At 47.8% G+C, this 15,692-nt stretch carries 17 protein-coding genes and 2 tRNA genes; 10 read left to right on the forward strand and 9 right to left on the reverse strand.

Annotated elements, in window-relative coordinates; translation table 11 throughout:
- Window positions 1-2: 2 nt before the first annotated feature.
- Both PHG53_05880 and tyrS read left to right on the forward strand, forming a co-directional pair.
- Window positions 3-518: a hypothetical protein gene (locus PHG53_05880; protein ID MDD5381148.1), complete on the forward strand. Its 516-nt coding sequence runs from the start codon at window positions 3-5 to the stop codon at window positions 516-518.
- A 106-nt stretch (window positions 519-624) separates the two neighbouring features.
- Window positions 625-1,833 (forward strand): tyrosine--tRNA ligase, encoded by a 1,209-nt coding sequence (gene tyrS / locus PHG53_05885; protein MDD5381149.1) that lies wholly within the window; start codon window positions 625-627, stop codon window positions 1,831-1,833.
- 37 nt (window positions 1,834-1,870) lie between these two features.
- On the opposite strand, the gene PHG53_05890 is transcribed toward tyrS, so the two are convergent.
- Complete coding sequence (locus PHG53_05890; GenBank protein MDD5381150.1) at window positions 1,871-2,635, reverse strand: choice-of-anchor D domain-containing protein; 765 nt, start codon at window positions 2,633-2,635, stop codon at window positions 1,871-1,873.
- Window positions 2,636-2,667: 32 nt separating this feature from the next.
- Entirely contained in the window at window positions 2,668-3,261 is a 594-nt protein-coding gene (locus PHG53_05895; GenBank protein ID MDD5381151.1) for a nuclear transport factor 2 family protein, read from the reverse strand.
- A gap of 116 nt (window positions 3,262-3,377) precedes the next feature.
- Here PHG53_05895 and PHG53_05900 point away from each other — a divergent pair, with 116 nt between their 5' ends.
- Together PHG53_05900 and PHG53_05905 are read left to right on the forward strand one after the other, a co-directional pair.
- Window positions 3,378-3,959, forward strand: a complete 582-nt coding sequence (locus PHG53_05900; protein ID MDD5381152.1) for a hypothetical protein — start codon at window positions 3,378-3,380, stop codon at window positions 3,957-3,959.
- Window positions 3,960-4,029: 70 nt separating this feature from the next.
- Window positions 4,030-4,104, forward strand: a tRNA-Pro gene (locus PHG53_05905).
- A gap of 13 nt (window positions 4,105-4,117) precedes the next feature.
- Here PHG53_05905 and PHG53_05910 read toward each other — a convergent pair.
- Window positions 4,118-5,215: a hypothetical protein gene (locus tag PHG53_05910; protein MDD5381153.1), complete on the reverse strand. Its 1,098-nt coding sequence runs from the start codon at window positions 5,213-5,215 to the stop codon at window positions 4,118-4,120.
- Window positions 5,216-5,446: 231 nt separating this feature from the next.
- On the opposite strand from PHG53_05910, the gene PHG53_05915 reads away from it, so the two are divergent.
- The gene (locus PHG53_05915) at window positions 5,447-6,571 is read left to right on the forward strand and encodes a glycerate kinase (protein ID MDD5381154.1); all 1,125 of its coding nucleotides are present in this window, start codon (window positions 5,447-5,449) and stop codon (window positions 6,569-6,571) included.
- A 68-nt stretch (window positions 6,572-6,639) separates the two neighbouring features.
- Here PHG53_05915 and PHG53_05920 read toward each other — a convergent pair whose 3' ends face one another.
- Window positions 6,640-7,530 (reverse strand): PEP-CTERM sorting domain-containing protein, encoded by an 891-nt coding sequence (locus tag PHG53_05920; protein ID MDD5381155.1) that lies wholly within the window; start codon window positions 7,528-7,530, stop codon window positions 6,640-6,642.
- A 396-nt stretch (window positions 7,531-7,926) separates the two neighbouring features.
- Here PHG53_05920 and PHG53_05925 point away from each other — a divergent pair, with 396 nt between their 5' ends.
- The 5 genes from PHG53_05925 to PHG53_05945 are packed head-to-tail and all read left to right on the forward strand — an operon-like array spanning window position 7,927 to window position 13,026.
- Window positions 7,927-8,754, forward strand: coding sequence for a transketolase (locus tag PHG53_05925; protein ID MDD5381156.1), 828 nt, complete (start codon window positions 7,927-7,929; stop codon window positions 8,752-8,754).
- Between the two features lie 10 nt (window positions 8,755-8,764).
- Window positions 8,765-9,691, forward strand: coding sequence for a transketolase C-terminal domain-containing protein (locus PHG53_05930; protein ID MDD5381157.1), 927 nt, complete (start codon window positions 8,765-8,767; stop codon window positions 9,689-9,691).
- 5 nt (window positions 9,692-9,696) lie between these two features.
- Complete coding sequence (locus tag PHG53_05935; protein MDD5381158.1) at window positions 9,697-10,746, forward strand: zinc-binding dehydrogenase; 1,050 nt, start codon at window positions 9,697-9,699, stop codon at window positions 10,744-10,746.
- A gap of 32 nt (window positions 10,747-10,778) precedes the next feature.
- Entirely contained in the window at window positions 10,779-11,666 is an 888-nt protein-coding gene (gene garR, locus PHG53_05940; protein MDD5381159.1) for a 2-hydroxy-3-oxopropionate reductase, read from the forward strand.
- Between the two features lie 22 nt (window positions 11,667-11,688).
- On the forward strand, window positions 11,689-13,026 hold the full coding sequence (locus tag PHG53_05945) for a GntP family permease (GenBank protein MDD5381160.1): 1,338 nt from the start codon (window positions 11,689-11,691) through the stop codon (window positions 13,024-13,026).
- A gap of 25 nt (window positions 13,027-13,051) precedes the next feature.
- Here PHG53_05945 and PHG53_05950 read toward each other — a convergent pair.
- The 5 genes from PHG53_05950 to PHG53_05970 form a co-directional block, all read right to left on the reverse strand.
- Window positions 13,052-13,125: transfer RNA gene (locus PHG53_05950), tRNA-Arg, on the reverse strand.
- Between the two features lie 97 nt (window positions 13,126-13,222).
- Window positions 13,223-14,350, reverse strand: a complete 1,128-nt coding sequence (locus tag PHG53_05955; GenBank protein ID MDD5381161.1) for an ATP-binding protein — start codon at window positions 14,348-14,350, stop codon at window positions 13,223-13,225.
- Between the two features lie 31 nt (window positions 14,351-14,381).
- Complete coding sequence (locus PHG53_05960) at window positions 14,382-14,741, reverse strand: DsrE family protein (GenBank protein ID MDD5381162.1); 360 nt, start codon at window positions 14,739-14,741, stop codon at window positions 14,382-14,384.
- Window positions 14,742-14,787: 46 nt separating this feature from the next.
- Window positions 14,788-15,405, reverse strand: coding sequence for a DsrE/DsrF/DrsH-like family protein (locus PHG53_05965; protein ID MDD5381163.1), 618 nt, complete (start codon window positions 15,403-15,405; stop codon window positions 14,788-14,790).
- Window positions 15,406-15,416: 11 nt separating this feature from the next.
- Window positions 15,417-15,641 (reverse strand): sulfurtransferase TusA family protein, encoded by a 225-nt coding sequence (locus tag PHG53_05970; GenBank protein MDD5381164.1) that lies wholly within the window; start codon window positions 15,639-15,641, stop codon window positions 15,417-15,419.
- Window positions 15,642-15,692 lie beyond the last annotated feature (51 nt).

Raw genomic sequence — 15,692 nt, forward strand, 5'->3', positions numbered from 1 at the left:
CTATGCCTTTTACGCCATATCATTTTGGGCCGAGTGTTTTTGTCGGGCTTACTCTTAGAAAGTGGCTCGACGTCCCTGTATTTGTCCTCGCGAATGTTATCGTTGACCTCGAAGTACTGCTCGCAAGATATCTTGGTCATGGTTGGACGGTACACGAATATTTTCATACCCTTCTGATTGGTGCGGCAGTCGGAGTATTCTGGGGCATTGCGGCGTATCCATTGCGGCATTTCTTTGAAAAAATGATGCGAATACTTCTAATCCCCTACCGGACTGGTTTCTGGAAAATGGTCGTCTCCGGCGTTCTTGGCGTCTGGCTTCACGCTGTTATCGACGCCATTTATCACTGGGATGTGCGAATATTCTGGCCGAGCAAGGCAAAACCATTGTGGCGGCTGTTAAGCCAGGAACAGGTAGAAATAGTGTGCATTGGCTTTCTTATTGCCGCTGCTGTTATCTATGCCTTTACGGCAGTCTCATATCTTAAGAAAAAAAAGCAAATGCAGAACTCAGTATAACTTACAGGCAATCCTTGCTTCTTTTTGGTTTTTGCTTTATAATCCTGCCGTTTAGAAATTCTCAATTTATGGCGTAAGCCATCCCTTACGGGATAAAGAAAAATCTATGGCAAAGACAATTGCAGAACAGATTAAGCTTCTAAAACGGGGCACGGTCGAAATTTTCAGCGAGGACGAGCTGACCAAAAAGCTCACCGATGCCGTCAAAACAGGCAGGCAGCTTCGTATCAAGCTCGGCCTGGACCCGACCAGCCCCGATATACACCTTGGCCATACGGTAGTACTACGAAAAATGCGCCAGTTCCAAGACCTCGGGCATAAAGCGGTCCTGATAATCGGTGACTATACCGCACGAATCGGCGACCCAACCGGACAAAACGCAACAAGGCCGATGCTGTCACCCGAGCAGATTGAAGAAAACGCGAGAACCTATCTCGCACAGGCAGGAAAAATACTCGACACTTCAAAAGATAAACTCGAAGTAAGACATAACAGCGAATGGCTCGAAACAATGACGCTGATGGAGCTTATACAGCTTGCTGCGAAAAAGACCGTTGCACAGATGCTTCAAAGGGACAGTTTCAAGCTGCGGCTGCAGAACGACATAGACGTTTATACCCACGAATTTATTTATCCTTTGATGCAGGGATATGACTCCGTGGCGGTAAAAAGCGACGTCGAATTAGGCGGCACAGACCAGACATTCAATAACCTTGTCGGGCGTGACATTCAGCGGGCGTACGGACAGCAGCCGCAGATTGTAATTACTGTGCCGATTCTTGTCGGTCTGGACGGCAAAGAAAAAATGAGCAAATCGAAAGGCAACTACATCGGCGTAACCGACCAGCCTAACGATATGTTCGGCAAGGTTATGAGCATCTCCGACGAGATGATGGAAAATTATTTTACGCTTTTAACCGATTTGCCGGCCGAAAAGATAACCGAACTTGTCAAGGCGGATAAAACACACCCGAAAGAAGCAAAAGTCCTCCTGGCTAAAACAATCATGGTTCAGCTTTATGACGAAAAAACCGCTGACGCCGCCGCTGCCGAATTTGACAAGGTCTTCGCTCAGGGCCAACTGCCCGATGACATCCCGGAAGTCAAAATGCCAGCGGAGCCGATTATGGCAAGCAAACTGCTGGTTACATGCAAGCTTGTGCCATCCGGCAGTGAAGCAAAAAGGATGATAAAACAAGGGGCGGTTGAGATTGACAAAAAGAAAGTCGACGACCCCAATACTATGATTACGCCCGCCGATGGAATGATTATCCAAGTCGGCAAACGAAAATTCGCCAAACTAAAAATAAATTAGAGCACGACCGCCAGAAGTCCAATCCTGGTTAGTTTTATCAATCTGACTCTACGCCCTCTCCTCTGACCGCAGTTCCGGCCATATTCTGCGCATTAGCCTGGTCAACAAAGGTAACTCCATCAGTAAATATTCCGACCGCCGGTGGAGCAAACTGCAGAGTGACTTGCACTCGACCGAGCGGCGGGACAGTTATCGGCCCGGCAGGCTGCACTACCGAGAACCCCTGCGAACCTTTTGACCAAACGGCGTTTACCTGCATTTGTTGATTCGTCATATTGACCAGATTAAACCTCCGCTGACTAGCAGCACCCCGGGGGAAAATAACGGAACCAAAATCAAGAGCATCGCCTGCATTTATATGCCCCCCACCTATGATTAGCCCCCCCACAGCGATTTGATAAACTCCGACCCCCGAAAGCTCGAGAGCTTGCGGTCTTCCCTCTCCGCTTATAAGCTGCGGCATGGCCTCACCGGTAACCGTACCAGCCCGTACAGGCGTGAACGTAAAAGTATAATACGGTGAACAATTGCCGTTCTGTACTATAAAGCTTTGGAACGGCCTGCCGAGATTCATATCAAAAGGCTCACCTAATGGGGACAAAGGTATGCCCACCACCTCTAAAGCATTTTTGCTGTGATTTCTCCAGCAGACCTGCGGCGTCTCTGCTGTAGTGCCGACATACACATTACCAAAATCGTGCCGGGTTATCGGCTCCGGGCACAAGTCGCATCCGGAAACCACCAACAGACAAAACACAACAACAGCTAACAATCTCCATTCCATACCAGGTTTCTTTTTCATTTTGATTCTCCCTTAAAACTTGTCATTTTCACTTACTCCCTATCATTTGGAAGTCTTTCCCGCCACTGCCGTATTATAACCAGCCACCTACCGACATTTTCTCTGGTAATACCTTCGGATTTCAATTTGGCCCATTCCTGACCATGCTTTTCTGTTGCCCACTTTTCGAAGGTCTCCTGAAACTCACCCATAATTTCCATGCTTTTCTGTGTGGGCTTGGCAATCTCTTTTTTTATCAATCCGTTCTCAAAGATTATTTGGTCGTATTCATAATCTAACGCATCTATTCCCGCGGCTTTCAGCCAGTCATTTTGCTCTCTAACCTTATAAGTCGCTGTATTACCCTTTACTTTGGTATCTGTGAACGTTAGACGGCCGTTAAGTATGAAGTGCTCTTCAATCGGCTTACGCAAATTCTCTTTACCTTCTATTACCATCGGCGTTCCCACTATCTCAAATCTGACATCATCTGCATAGAAAGACAGCGATTTTTCAACATCGCCGCTGTTGGCAGCTTTTTGGAACTCTTTGACCCGGCCGGCCAGGCTCGGAGCACAAGACGTTGTGAGCAATAATGGCAATGCTGCACAAAACATAATAAGTATCTTATTGCCGAATTTGCACATTTTATTACCTCCTGTTTTTGTCTTAGATTCTAACCCTGTTGCCGGCTGTGTCAAGACAGGATTTTCTGCATCAAAAAATCCGTGCAATTTGTGGAATCTGCGGTTAGAATAAAATTATGAAACTGCCGGAACTTAAAAATGGCGAAAAGTATGTCGGCCTATATGTTTTCGACTTTGGCGACCATTGCGGCGTTGGCTTTACCGCTGAAGAAGTCGCCGAGCTTTTCGAAAGTGAAAAGCATAAAAACTGCAAGGCCTACAAAATACACAAAGCATATCCCGACGGCAAACTTGAGCTAAAAGGTATGCGGGCAGAGATTTTCCAGCTCGAGGCAGGGATGTTCTTCTACTCAGGCGACCTCAAAACCGCCAAGCGGGATTTCAAAGGGCTGGTTAATTTAGCTGTCAAAACCGCTCCGCCCTGCCGAGCCAAGGTGCATCTGGCTGAATACTCCGAGGAAAAACTTGTCACCGCTCTGATTTATCCTGCTGAGTATGACGAGGAAATAAGCGTTTGGCTTTTAGATGGCGACTATAAAACAGCCGGTGCTGCTGAAGGCGGCCTCGAAGCGGTGCAACGATATTACGATTACGAGCCGCAGATTTTAGACAAGCACCAGTTATTCGGCAAATCCGACTTTCAAAGCCGCACCGGCCAAGAGCTGTTAGCCGCTGTAAAACTGGCAGTGCAGCGGTAAAGACCGAACGATATTTTTCATTTATATATTTGAAAATCTCTCCATTTATGCTAAAATATCGTTGTTTATACGGGGCGTGGCGCAGTTTGGCTAGCGCACTTGCATGGGGTGCAAGGGGTCGCAGGTTCGAGTCCTGTCGCCCCGATTTTTATAGGATGTCATCTTTGCGGATTCTTAATCCACATCAGTTTGTTTTCAAAATCCAGCACCATCACGGTATCTTGAAAACACTGTACCCCCAGTAATCCCCGGCAGCCCTTCACAAGCGGGCTATCGTTTGGGAAAACCGAAATCTCCAAATTCTTAACCACTCTCTCTCCCATCTCAAATTCTCTAATAATGCCCCGCTCACAGGGCAGCAACCCGATGTACGGGTATAAGTCTCTGCCGTTCTTGAGGTTGACGTTGCGGATTTTCTCGCTCATCTTTTCCCACAACTCTTCCCGGACCGCCAGTCCCCTTCCGCTGCCGGTATCGAGCTGCAGTTCAATCTCCTCTCCACACATGGGAATACTCACAAAAAGAAAAGCATTACCGCGAAAATCTTCTTCAATTGAAAGCGGGTATCGCTCCCACAGCCTCGTCTCCCCGGGTTCAAAGGGTTCGTTATATGAAAACTCCGCTTCTTTTCCAACGTTATCAAACAAAACATATTTGAATTCCTGCAGCACAGGCAGTCCTACGATGATAGTATCATCTTTAATATCGTCATGGGCAATCGACAATCCAAACAATTCAGGCTTTGCATGCCGCTCCAGATATAAGCAAGGCCAATCAACTAACGCCATGTTCCCTATCTGTAATTCAGGAAGATAACAGAGTCCCAAATCGAAACCATTCAAACCTGCTTTGCCGGTTTGCATCGGATAAATTGGCAGCTTATTGTCTAAGACATGGGTATCTTTAACAAAAATAGATTGCGACGCCCCTGTATCCAACACGACCGGATACATCCTCCCGCCCTCTCCCACTCGACCTTCAACCACCATAAAACCTCTCGTGGAATACAACCTGTGGTATTTGACCCTGCAAGGCCTGGCTTGCTCTATCTGACTGTCTATTTCCCAAAAATAATCCAAGCCCCCGTCGTTCCTGGACATAACTTTTATTGAATATGGCCCATTATTCGGGTCTATCAAGCTTATACCGGGTCTATTTGTTAGACTCTCGGTATTGAAACCTGTGGTGCGGATAGAACATCCCGCCGTTGTTCCCAAACCCAAGGCCAGTAATATAATCAACACTCTTTTTCGCACTGAAACTACTCTCCTTATGGTGGATCTGGTGTGTATCAATGCTGTGCCAGATCCTACAAAGTTAGCATTAAATACAAAGGCTGAAGGCAAAAACCCCTACCTCAATTTCGCTTATTGTAGCATTTTACACCTCTTCTGTCAAGACTTGATTATAGACCTATATTATCCTTAGACAGTTGAATTATTCCGGCATTCTTGTTATGTTAATGCTTTTATTCTATGGAGGATAAATTGAAAATCGTAGTTGCAATGGATTCGTTTAAGTCAAGCATAAGCGCGCTTTCTGCCTGCAAGATTATCAGAGACACGCTGTTATCTATTAATCCTGAACTTACTATTGCCAGTATCCCAATGGCTGACGGCGGAGAAGGAACGGCAGAAGCACTGATGGCCGCACGCAGAGGAAAGTGGATTAACGTCCAAACTATGGGTCCGCTGCCGGAGATGAAAGTCAAAGCAGGGTTCGCTCTTTTCCTCGATACAAAGGTCGCTTTAGTGGAAATGGCAAAGGCAAGCGGCCTGGAATTATTGAGTCCGAAACAGTTCGACCCCATCAACACAACCACGTTCGGAACAGGACAGCTTATTCAGGCGGCGACGAACTATGGAGCCGTCAAGATTCTGCTGGCGGTCGGCGGAAGCGCAACCGTAGATGGCGGAGTCGGTGCAGCACAAGCGCTCGGATGGAAGTTTCTGAATTCAAAAGGCAAACCGATTGGCTTTGGCGGCGGACAATTGGAACGCATTGCGAAGATAATCAAGCCTGGGAAAATAAATTTGCCCGAAATCAAAGTCCTCTGCGACGTTGATAACCCACTCGTGGGCAAAGATGGGGCAGCCAGGGTATTTGCCCCGCAAAAAGGCGCTACCCCCGAAATGGTCGAACAGCTCGAAGCGGGATTAAATCACCTTGCAAAGATAGTTAAAAAGAAATTAGGAACAGAAATAGACAAAATTCCCGGAAGCGGCGCTGCCGGAGGGTTATCAGCCGGTGCATTTGCATTTATGGGCGCAAAGTTAGTCAGCGGCGTGGAGACGGTTATACGGGAGAGCGGGTTAGAAAAAGAAATCAGCGATGCGGACTGGGTCATTACAGGCGAGGGACGATTCGACTCACAATCGCTGCGGGGCAAAGTCGTATCCGGCGTAACAAAAGCCGCAAAACTAAGCCATAAAAAGGTTTGCATCATCGCTGGAAGGGTTGAGTTACCTAAAAGTAAGTGGCGGGATTTTGGAATTACAGATGCGATTACTCTTTCAGATAAGACGATGAACCTGACTTATGCAATTGCCCATACCAAAAATTTGTTAGCTGATGCGGCGAAGAAGTTTGCGCAAGCGAACCTTAAAAATTAGACATCAGAAACAAAAAGAGCTGTGAGCATTTTACTCACAGCCCATTATTGAACAATACAAAAATCAGCTTATGCCCCGCGTTTTCTCAACAGACTCAAAGCACCGAAACCGAGCAGACAAATCGTCGCCGGCTCAGGAGCGGTGACAACAAGACAATCCGTATAAGCGCTGTCACGGTCCTGAACGGAGAAAACAGCTATATTTCCCGCGGCGGGTGTAGAACCTGTAAAGCCTTCCGGGGCCACCCGGTCGAGCAATGATGTATTCAGTAATAACTCCCAGCTGCCGACATGTCCCGCTTCTTCATCATACTGCCAGATTACTCTTGCGACACGTTTGTCCGGATAGATGTATCCGCCCACATCAACTCTGCGGATATGGTCATCCTTGTCGAGCAGCATAAGCTCGCCCGAATTTCCAATCCATGTCGTATCAGTTACCTGTTCTGACAGCGGAGTTGTCGCGTGAAACCATCCTGAAGTTCTGAAATGCACGGTGCCTACGCCGCCGTTGCTGGTGCTGCTGCCGCCGTTTCCTGCGCCTGGTGCAGTGGTGCTGGTTGTCCAGGCAGCACTGTCAGTGCCAAGCTTGACCTGAAGTTTCGGGCCGTATTCCTGCGATAATTGAGAATTAACGTTGTTACCGGTAAAGGCAGACCAGCCGGCCTCGTCAGCGGTGATAGAGACGAATTGGCCGCCGGCGCCGATGACAGTGTCACCTGCCTGCCACGAATAGTCACCGTCATCGATGACAAGCGAAGAACCGGCTGTGACAGCAAACACGGATGAGTAAGCATTATAGCTGTAATTCGCGCTGCCGTTTGAATACAACCCATTTGCCAGCGAGTTTCCGCCGAACGTCCAGCCGTCAGATGTGGGGTCGCCGGACACTGTAGCAAAACTGTTTGCCGCCGTAATTGAAAGGCAGGCAATTATACAAACAATTAGCAATCTTCTCATACTATCTCCTCCTCAAAATCTACCGAGCCTTATTTACAGAGAACCTGAGTGAATGGACAACGAAAAGCACGTGCGCAAACCGTATCAGATATGCTTCTCTCCATCACTCCAACCTCTTCGTGCAGGCCAAACCAACAGCCTACCAAGCCACTCAATTTTACCCCGTCCGCCCCATAATATCAAGCAAAAAGTTATGGCCATTGAGAATCTCTGGAACTTATGCTTCAAAGCCTCGTTTTTAGCCCAAAACCCCGGCAATATTCGCAAAAACACGGTTTCAACCGGGGTATAGGGCGATGCAAGGGGCTAAAAAGTTTCATTGCACATCACAATTTAGTTTGGTATTATCGCAAATCTTCGATAGGAAGGTTTGACAGGTTTAAGAGAAGGGCAAATATGGCAATTTCCGCTAAAGAGATAAAAGAACTGGAAAAGGCAGCGAAGAGGCTGCGCTATGATATCGTGATGATGATTGGGACGGGTAAGCCCGGCCATTTGGGCGGATCGTGCTCAATCGCTGATATTGTCGCTGTGTTTTATTTTCACAAGATGCGTCATAACCCGAAGGAGCCGAAATTTCCGGACAGGGACAGGTTCGTACTGAGTAAAGGTCACGCAGCTCTGGCACAATACGCAGCACTGGCCGAGTGCGGATATTTCCCGAAAAAAGAGTTAAGCACTCTGAAAGAACTCGGCACTATAGTGCAGGGACACCCTGAAATGCGAAGGATGCCGGGCATCGAGGCATACACAGGATCATTGGGGCAGGGACTGAGCGTCGCATGCGGAATGGCGATGGCAGGAAAGATTGATAAGAAAAATTACAAGGTTTACTGTATAGTCGGAGACGGAGAAATAGCAGAAGGCCAGATATGGGAGGCGTCGATGACGGCGGCCTTTTATAAGCTGGACAACCTCGTTGCCATTTTCGACAAAAACCTTGTCCAAGCAACGGGGCCTATCGTCGAGCGATACGATACGAATCCGCACGTGGAAAAATGGAAGGCGTTCGGCTGGGAGGTTTTTGAAATCGACGGACACGATATCAAGCAAATAGCCGATGCGCTGGACGACGCAGACAAAGTCAAGGACAAGCCCGTTATGATTGTCGCACGGACGATAAAGAGCAAGGGAGTGCCTTTTGCCGAGGGCAAGGCAGAGTTCCATCACGGGATAATGACGGAAGAACAGCACAAAACAGCGAGACAACTATTCGAGGAGTAAGGATAAATTAATGGGTATGCAAAACTGCAGAACGGTATACGGCGAAACCTTAGTTGAGTTAGGCAAAGAGAACGAGCGAATCGTGGTATTGGAAGCAGACCTTGGCAAGACCACGATGACGAAGTTTTTCGAGAAGGAATTTCCCGGGCGGTTCTTTGAGATGGGTATCGGCGAACAGAATATGATTTCCACCGCGGCCGGCCTAGCGCTATCGGGAAAAATCGCATTTGCGAATTCCTTCGCAGTATTCGCCACCGGGCGGCCTTACGACCAGATTCGCGTCAGCTGTATCGGCGAGTTAAACGTTAAGATAGTCGGCTCAAGCTGCGGGCTTTCGGATTTCGGAGACGGGGCTACACATCAGGGCATCGAGGACGTCGCCATTATGCGGGCATTACCGAACATGACGGTATTGTCCCCTGCCGACGGCATAGAAACAAGAAAGATGACAAGAGCGGCGGCCGAGCATGAAGGCCCGGTGTATATGCGCATCCTTCGCAACGACGTGCCGGACGTTACCGATGAAAAGCAGGAATTTAAAATCGGCAAACCCTCCATGATACGGGAAGGTTCGGACATTACTGTCTTCGCTCACGGCTATATGATTTATAAGGCGCTCAAGGCCGCTGAAACATTGGAAAAAGAGGGCGTGTCCCTACGGATAGTAAATGTCAGCACTTTGAAGCCGATTGACGAGAAAGAGATTAAGAAATTAGCAAGCGGAGTAAAAGGGGTCGTAACGGTCGAGGAGCACACGATAATCGGCGGACTTGCCAGCGCAATTGCTTTTATACTTAGAGGAACGGCCACACCGATAGAGGCGGTCGCCGTGCAGGATTGTTTCGGCCAGTCGGCATTGAATTATGAGCAGCTGCTGGAACATTACGGCCTGACTGATACGGCAATTGTCAAGGCGGTCAAAAAAGTTTTAGGATAACTCTTATGAAAACGATGAAGGCCGTAGTCAAATATGAAAACAAACCCAATGCGACGGAACTGCGGGAAGTGCCTATACCTGAAATCGGTGAGAGCGACGTATTAGTGGAAGTGGCATACGTCGGCGTCTGCGGCACAGACCCGCATATGCACAAAGGCACGGTGGTATTCAATTTTAACTGCCCTTTTATTCTCGGACACGAATTCGCAGGCAAGATAGTCAAGACCGGCAAGCAAATAACAAAGTTCAAGGTCGGCGACAGGGTCACCTCTGAAACGCACGCGGACTACTGCGGGCATTGCGCACTTTGCCGAAGCAACAATTATCATCTCTGCAGGGGACGAAAAGGATTCGGTTTTCACTTAGACGGGGCGTTTACGAAATATGTCAAGGTACCGGGCAGGATTCTGCACAGGGTGCCTGAGAGCGTTTCGCTGAAGGCGGCGTCGGTAACAGAGCCATTTTGCGTGGCGTATAAATCCGTTATATGCAACAGCACAGTGAACCCAGGCGATACGGTGGTCGTGATTGGACCGGGGCCGATAGGCCTGCTGTGTATGAAGATGGCACAGCTTTGTGGGGCGAGTGAAATCGTCGCCATCGGTGCAGAGGGCGACGACGAACGGCTGGAATTATCGAAGGAATTCGGCGCTAGCATAGCCATTAACGGCAGCAAGGAAGACGCCCTGCCGAAGATAATGTCTTTGGGCGACGGCTACGGCGCAGATTTAATCGTGGACACTGCGGGTCCTGCCGAGACGCTGAAATTATCAATGAACGCTGTGCGTCCGAACGGCCAGATTACCAAAATCGGCTGGGGACCGAAGCCGGTGAACTTCAGCTTAGACCCGCTGATTGCCAAATCTGTCACCCTTAAGGGGCATTTCAGCCACACCTGGGACGTATGGGAAAAATGCCTTACGCTTATGAGCAAGGGACAGGTTGACTTGGAGCAGTTAGTGACACACGAACTGCCGATTGACAAATGGGAAGAGGCGTTCGAGCTGGTAGAAAGTAAAAAGGCGATGAAGGTGGTTTTGACGCCGATTGATTAAGGTATTGTTGTTAATTTTTCAGGACAAGAAAAATGAAGAAAATAGGATTTATCGGATTGGGGATAATGGGTAAGCCCATGGCAATGAACCTGATTAAGACAGGTTACGGCCTAACAGTTTACGATATCAGGCGAGAGACGGTAAAAGAAGTCGTAGCGGCCGGGGCCAAAGAAGGCAAATCAAGCAAAGATGTCGCCGCACAAAGCGAAGTCGTAATTACGATGCTGCCCAATTCGCCTGATGTAAAGGAGGCCGTGCTCGGGAAAAACGGCGTTTTAGAGGGCGCGCAGGCAGGGATGATTTTGGTTGATATGAGTTCTATCGCCCCCTTGGTTGCAAAAGAGGTCGCAGCAGAGGTCCAGAAAAAAGGCTTTGAGATGCTCGATGCGCCGGTCAGCGGCGGCGAGCCGAAGGCTAAAGATGGGACGCTTTCAATTATGGTCGGCGGCAAGAAAGAAGTCTTTGAGCAGATTGAGGCAATCTTAAAGTGTATGGGCTCATCGGCAGTCCTTGTCGGGGACATCGGCAGCGGAAATATGACAAAGCTTGCGAACCAGATAATCGTGGCGCTGAATATCGCAGCGATGTCCGAGGCAATGGTGCTGGCGACAAAGGCAGGCGTGGATCCGGAAAAAGTCTTTCAGGCCATTCGTGGAGGACTGGCCGGTAGCACCGTCCTCAATGCAAAAATGCCGTTGGTTCTGGACGGCAATTTCAAGCCGGGTTTCAGGATTGAGCTGCATATCAAGGATTTGGCAAATGCCCTGGACACCGCTCATTCGGTCGGTGTGCCTGTGCCTTTGACCGGCGGCGTAATGGAGATTATGCAGGCGCTTAAGGTCGACGGAAAAGCAGGCGATGACCACGGCGGAATTATCCAGTTCTACGAGAAATTAGCCAAAGCGGAGGTCAGGCACTAAAAATAATGAAAGGATTCTGTTTATGCTCCTGATTCTTCTTCTTGTCGTCAGTGTACTTTTTATTATCATCTCGACGGTCAAATTCCAGCTTCACCCGTTTCTTGCCCTTATATTTGCCGCTATAGGCTTCGGTCTGTTTGCCCAGATGCCGCTTGCGGAAATTGTCAAATCAATCAACGGCGGATTCGGCGACACTCTTAATAAAATTGGAATCGTAATCATCGCAGGAGTCATCATCGGAACATTCCTTGAGCGTTCGGGCGGGGCCTTTGCGATAGCCGAAAGAATCCTGAAAATTGTCGGCCAAAAACATGTCCCTCTGGCGATGGCTATTATCGGCTACATTGTCTCCATACCGGTTTTTTCGGATTCAGGCTTTGTTATTCTCTCTCCGCTGAATAAAGCGCTCGCCAAGAGAGCCAAAATATCCTTGGCAGGAGCGGCAATAGCTTTGGCGGTAGGCCTTACAGCTACGCATTGCTTAGTGCCGCCGACACCGGGGCCGATAGCCGCAGCAGGCATACTCGGTGCCGACCTCGGACTGGTTATTTTATTCGGCCTGATTATAAGCGCGTTTGCAGTTGCGGTAGGATGGCTGTTCGCCACCAAATTCGCATCGAAAACTTATATCGACCCCAATCCGGAACTGTCGGAAGCAGATATAGAAGACCAGCTCAAAGAAGCGCCGTCTGCGTTTAAGGCATTTACTCCGATTATATTACCGATGTTCCTAATCGTAGTGAAATCTATTTCTGATTTTCCGACGCACCCATTCGGGGATGGCAATTTTAGAAATATTGTGAGCTTTATTGGAGAACCGGTCATAGCACTAATGATTGGGACACTTCTGGCTTTCCGGCTTCCGAGAAAACTTGACAAGCAGATGTTGTCCACTACCGGCTGGGTGGGACAATCTCTAATGGGTTCAGCCATTATAATTATGATTACCGGGGCAGGCGGGGCATTTGGAACGGTTCTGCGGAATTCTCCGATTGCCGATGTGCTCAGTAGCTCTCTATCACACGCCAACCTGGGCATTTGGCTGCCGTTTATTATCGCCGCAGCCCTAAAAACCGCCCAAGGGTCATCTACAGTTGCACTGATTACAACGGCATCTTTGATGACGCCGTTGATGTCGCCTTTAGGTTTTGAGTCTGCAATTGCCAAAGCACTGGTGGTAGCATCCATATCAGCTGGGGCAATGGTTGTTTCTCATGCAAACGACAGCTTTTTCTGGGTAGTTACGCAAATGTCAAGGATGGATGTCAAAACCGGTTACAAACTCCATACTGTTGCCACTTTGATTATAGGAGTAACTTCAGGTCTGGTCGTTTGGGTCCTAAGCCTGATTCTACTGTAATGGGCTGAAGAGCTGCTTAAAAAACCGCGCCCGGCAGGACTCGGACCTGCAACCTATGGGTTCGAAGCCCATCACTCTATCCAATTGAGCTACGGGCGCAACAACATGCGACTTGCTATAAAATAACAGCTTCGCAAAAAACTGTCAATTGAGAATAAAAAACCAGGGCAGGCTAATATTGTTTTTCAGGAAAAGTTTATACGACAGCTGCCGTTTCTACCGCTGCTTTATGTTTTTGCAGAGTAAAGAAAAATGTAGTTCCTTTACCGGGCGTTGACTCCACCCAAACCCTGCCGTTACTTTTCTCGACGGCTTTTTTAACGATGGCAAGGCCGACGCCGATGCCTTCCTGCTGTTCTCCCTGGGGAAGTGTCTGAAAGATTTTAAAAATCTTGTTGAAATACTTCCCTTCTATTCCGATGCCATTGTCGGCGATACTGAACTTCCAAAAGTCTTCTTCCTCTACGCAGTCCACAGTAATCCGGCCGTTGGACTTGTCCATATATTTAACGGCGTTGCTCAACAAATTTTGAAATATCTGGGCAAGGTATACTTTCTTATAAACAAAAGTAGGAAGTTTATCAGAAACGATGATTTGAATATTTTCCGGCGTGGCAATTTTTCTAATTATCTCTTTAACCAGTCTGTTCGAGTCTATTTCCTCGTCCTCATATATTCCCCATCCAATCTTTGAATAAGTGCTAATGCTTGTAATCTGATTGTACATTAGTTGCACCCTATTCATAAGCAATTCGATTTGTTTCTTGCCCTCTTCATCGAGTTTGTCTGCATAGTCAGTCACTATCCATTCAGCCAAAATGCCAATCCCCCGCAGCGGCCTCCTAAGGTCATGAGCAATTACGTGAGTGAAATCCACAAGCTCACGGTTTGCTATAGTCAATTGTTCTACAGTTGCCTTTAAGTCTTTATTTAAGATAGCCAGGACTTCACTCACAGCTTTAGCACGTTCGCCGGCTTGTGCCAGCCTTTTTTCTGTTTGCTCATGTTCGTAAATCTCTTGCAGAAGTTCTGAGTTAATTTCTTTTAGATCACTGGTACGCTCGGCAACCAGATTCTCAAGATGATGCTGATGCTCTTCTAACTCTTTTTCAGTCTGCTCACGTTTTTTTACTTCTGCCTGGAGATTATCATTGAGTTTCTCAAGCTCTACCATCAATTCAACGGCATTGGCATTAGCTGTAGCAAGACTGTCGGCCTGCAGTCGAAGCTGCTCATTCTCCCGGCGCAGCCGTTCGTTTTCAGCTTTTATCGCCGTTAAGCCCGGGTTATCGCTTTGACCTGACTTGTTTGGTTTTTCAGACATCCTAATCCGCTTTTTATATGCTTTTCATTAACTAAAATACGATCGTTTTCACTGAATTTTTGGAAGCATCTATCGCAAATTCCGTAAGGCCGCTGTAGCAAATCTCAGATAAAATTTTGTGATTTATTTCATCCTCAGAAAAACAGTGCTCCGCGCATGCCGAGCATAGACAGATATTACTATCATTCTCAATAATAATGCCCATATATTCCGAGACCGAACTAAATCCGGTCAATTTTTCCTGAGCACGGGGTTCGTCTTTTTTAACCCAGCCGGCCGCCTCGCCCGCCAAAACAGTCAGGACCTTTATGCCTGAAATGGCAGCCGCGGCTGCAAAGGCAAACCCCACTACTGCCCGCGAGAAACTTTCCGGCCCTGAAACTATTAACACCTGCAAGTCATAATTGTCCTTGTTCTTACTGATTGTGATTTCCTCTTCATATAAAAAGCGTTATTTTGGAGTCCCCGGCATCAGCCAGATATGTAGCCACTCCGCCATGGTCTATGTCATCAATAAGCTCATCTTCGCTGATTCCCATCATCTCCATCGACATCTCGCATGCAATCATTCGTATACCCATATCCTTCGCCAGTGCAATCAGGCCCGGAAGCGTCTCTATGTTTTTCTTTTTCATTATGTATTTAAAGAAAGCCGGTCCCATGCCGAGCATATTCATCTTTGAGGTACCCAAATGACTTGGCCCGGAAGGGAGCATAACGCCCATAAGCTTTTCCGTGATAGACTTGCCTTTAAAAATTGTTTTCTTCTTCAGCGCCGCCAGGCCCCAGAAAGTAAAGTATATCGAAACTTCCATCCCCATTGCTGCAGCACCGGTCGCTATGATAAACGCGGCAAGCAGCTTATCCATCTCACCGCTGAACGCCACAATAGTAACGCGATTACTTGTCTGTTTTTCGCCGTGCTGACAGCTTCTTAATGCCTGTTCTATTTGCGAGTGCAAGCCGTCAAATTTCTCCGACACTTTAGCATCAACGGTTTCGTTAATATAACTGAGCAGTGACTGACTTACTTCTTTTGTATCGCGGTTATTCATAATGTGCCTTTTCAATTACATCTTTCAATCACCACCTGCTTTGTCGGGCCGTCTGTAAATTGCACTATCTTATGCCCCATTTTTTGGGTCCAGGCCTCTATGTCAGCTTTGAATGCAAAATCCGTTGCTTCTACGTATAATGTCTGTCCTATATTTATTTCCTTCATCGCCTTGCTGACCTTTACAATCGGCATAGGGCATCTGAGGTTTTTGCAGTCGAGCTGCTTATCCGCCATATATATTCCCTTCACGCTTATATCAGGTTTATTCGGTGATTTTACCGTCCT

Source organism: Phycisphaerae bacterium, from assembly GCA_028714855.1.
In the GTDB taxonomy this organism is placed as follows: domain Bacteria; phylum Planctomycetota; class Phycisphaerae; order Sedimentisphaerales; family Anaerobacaceae; genus CAIYOL01.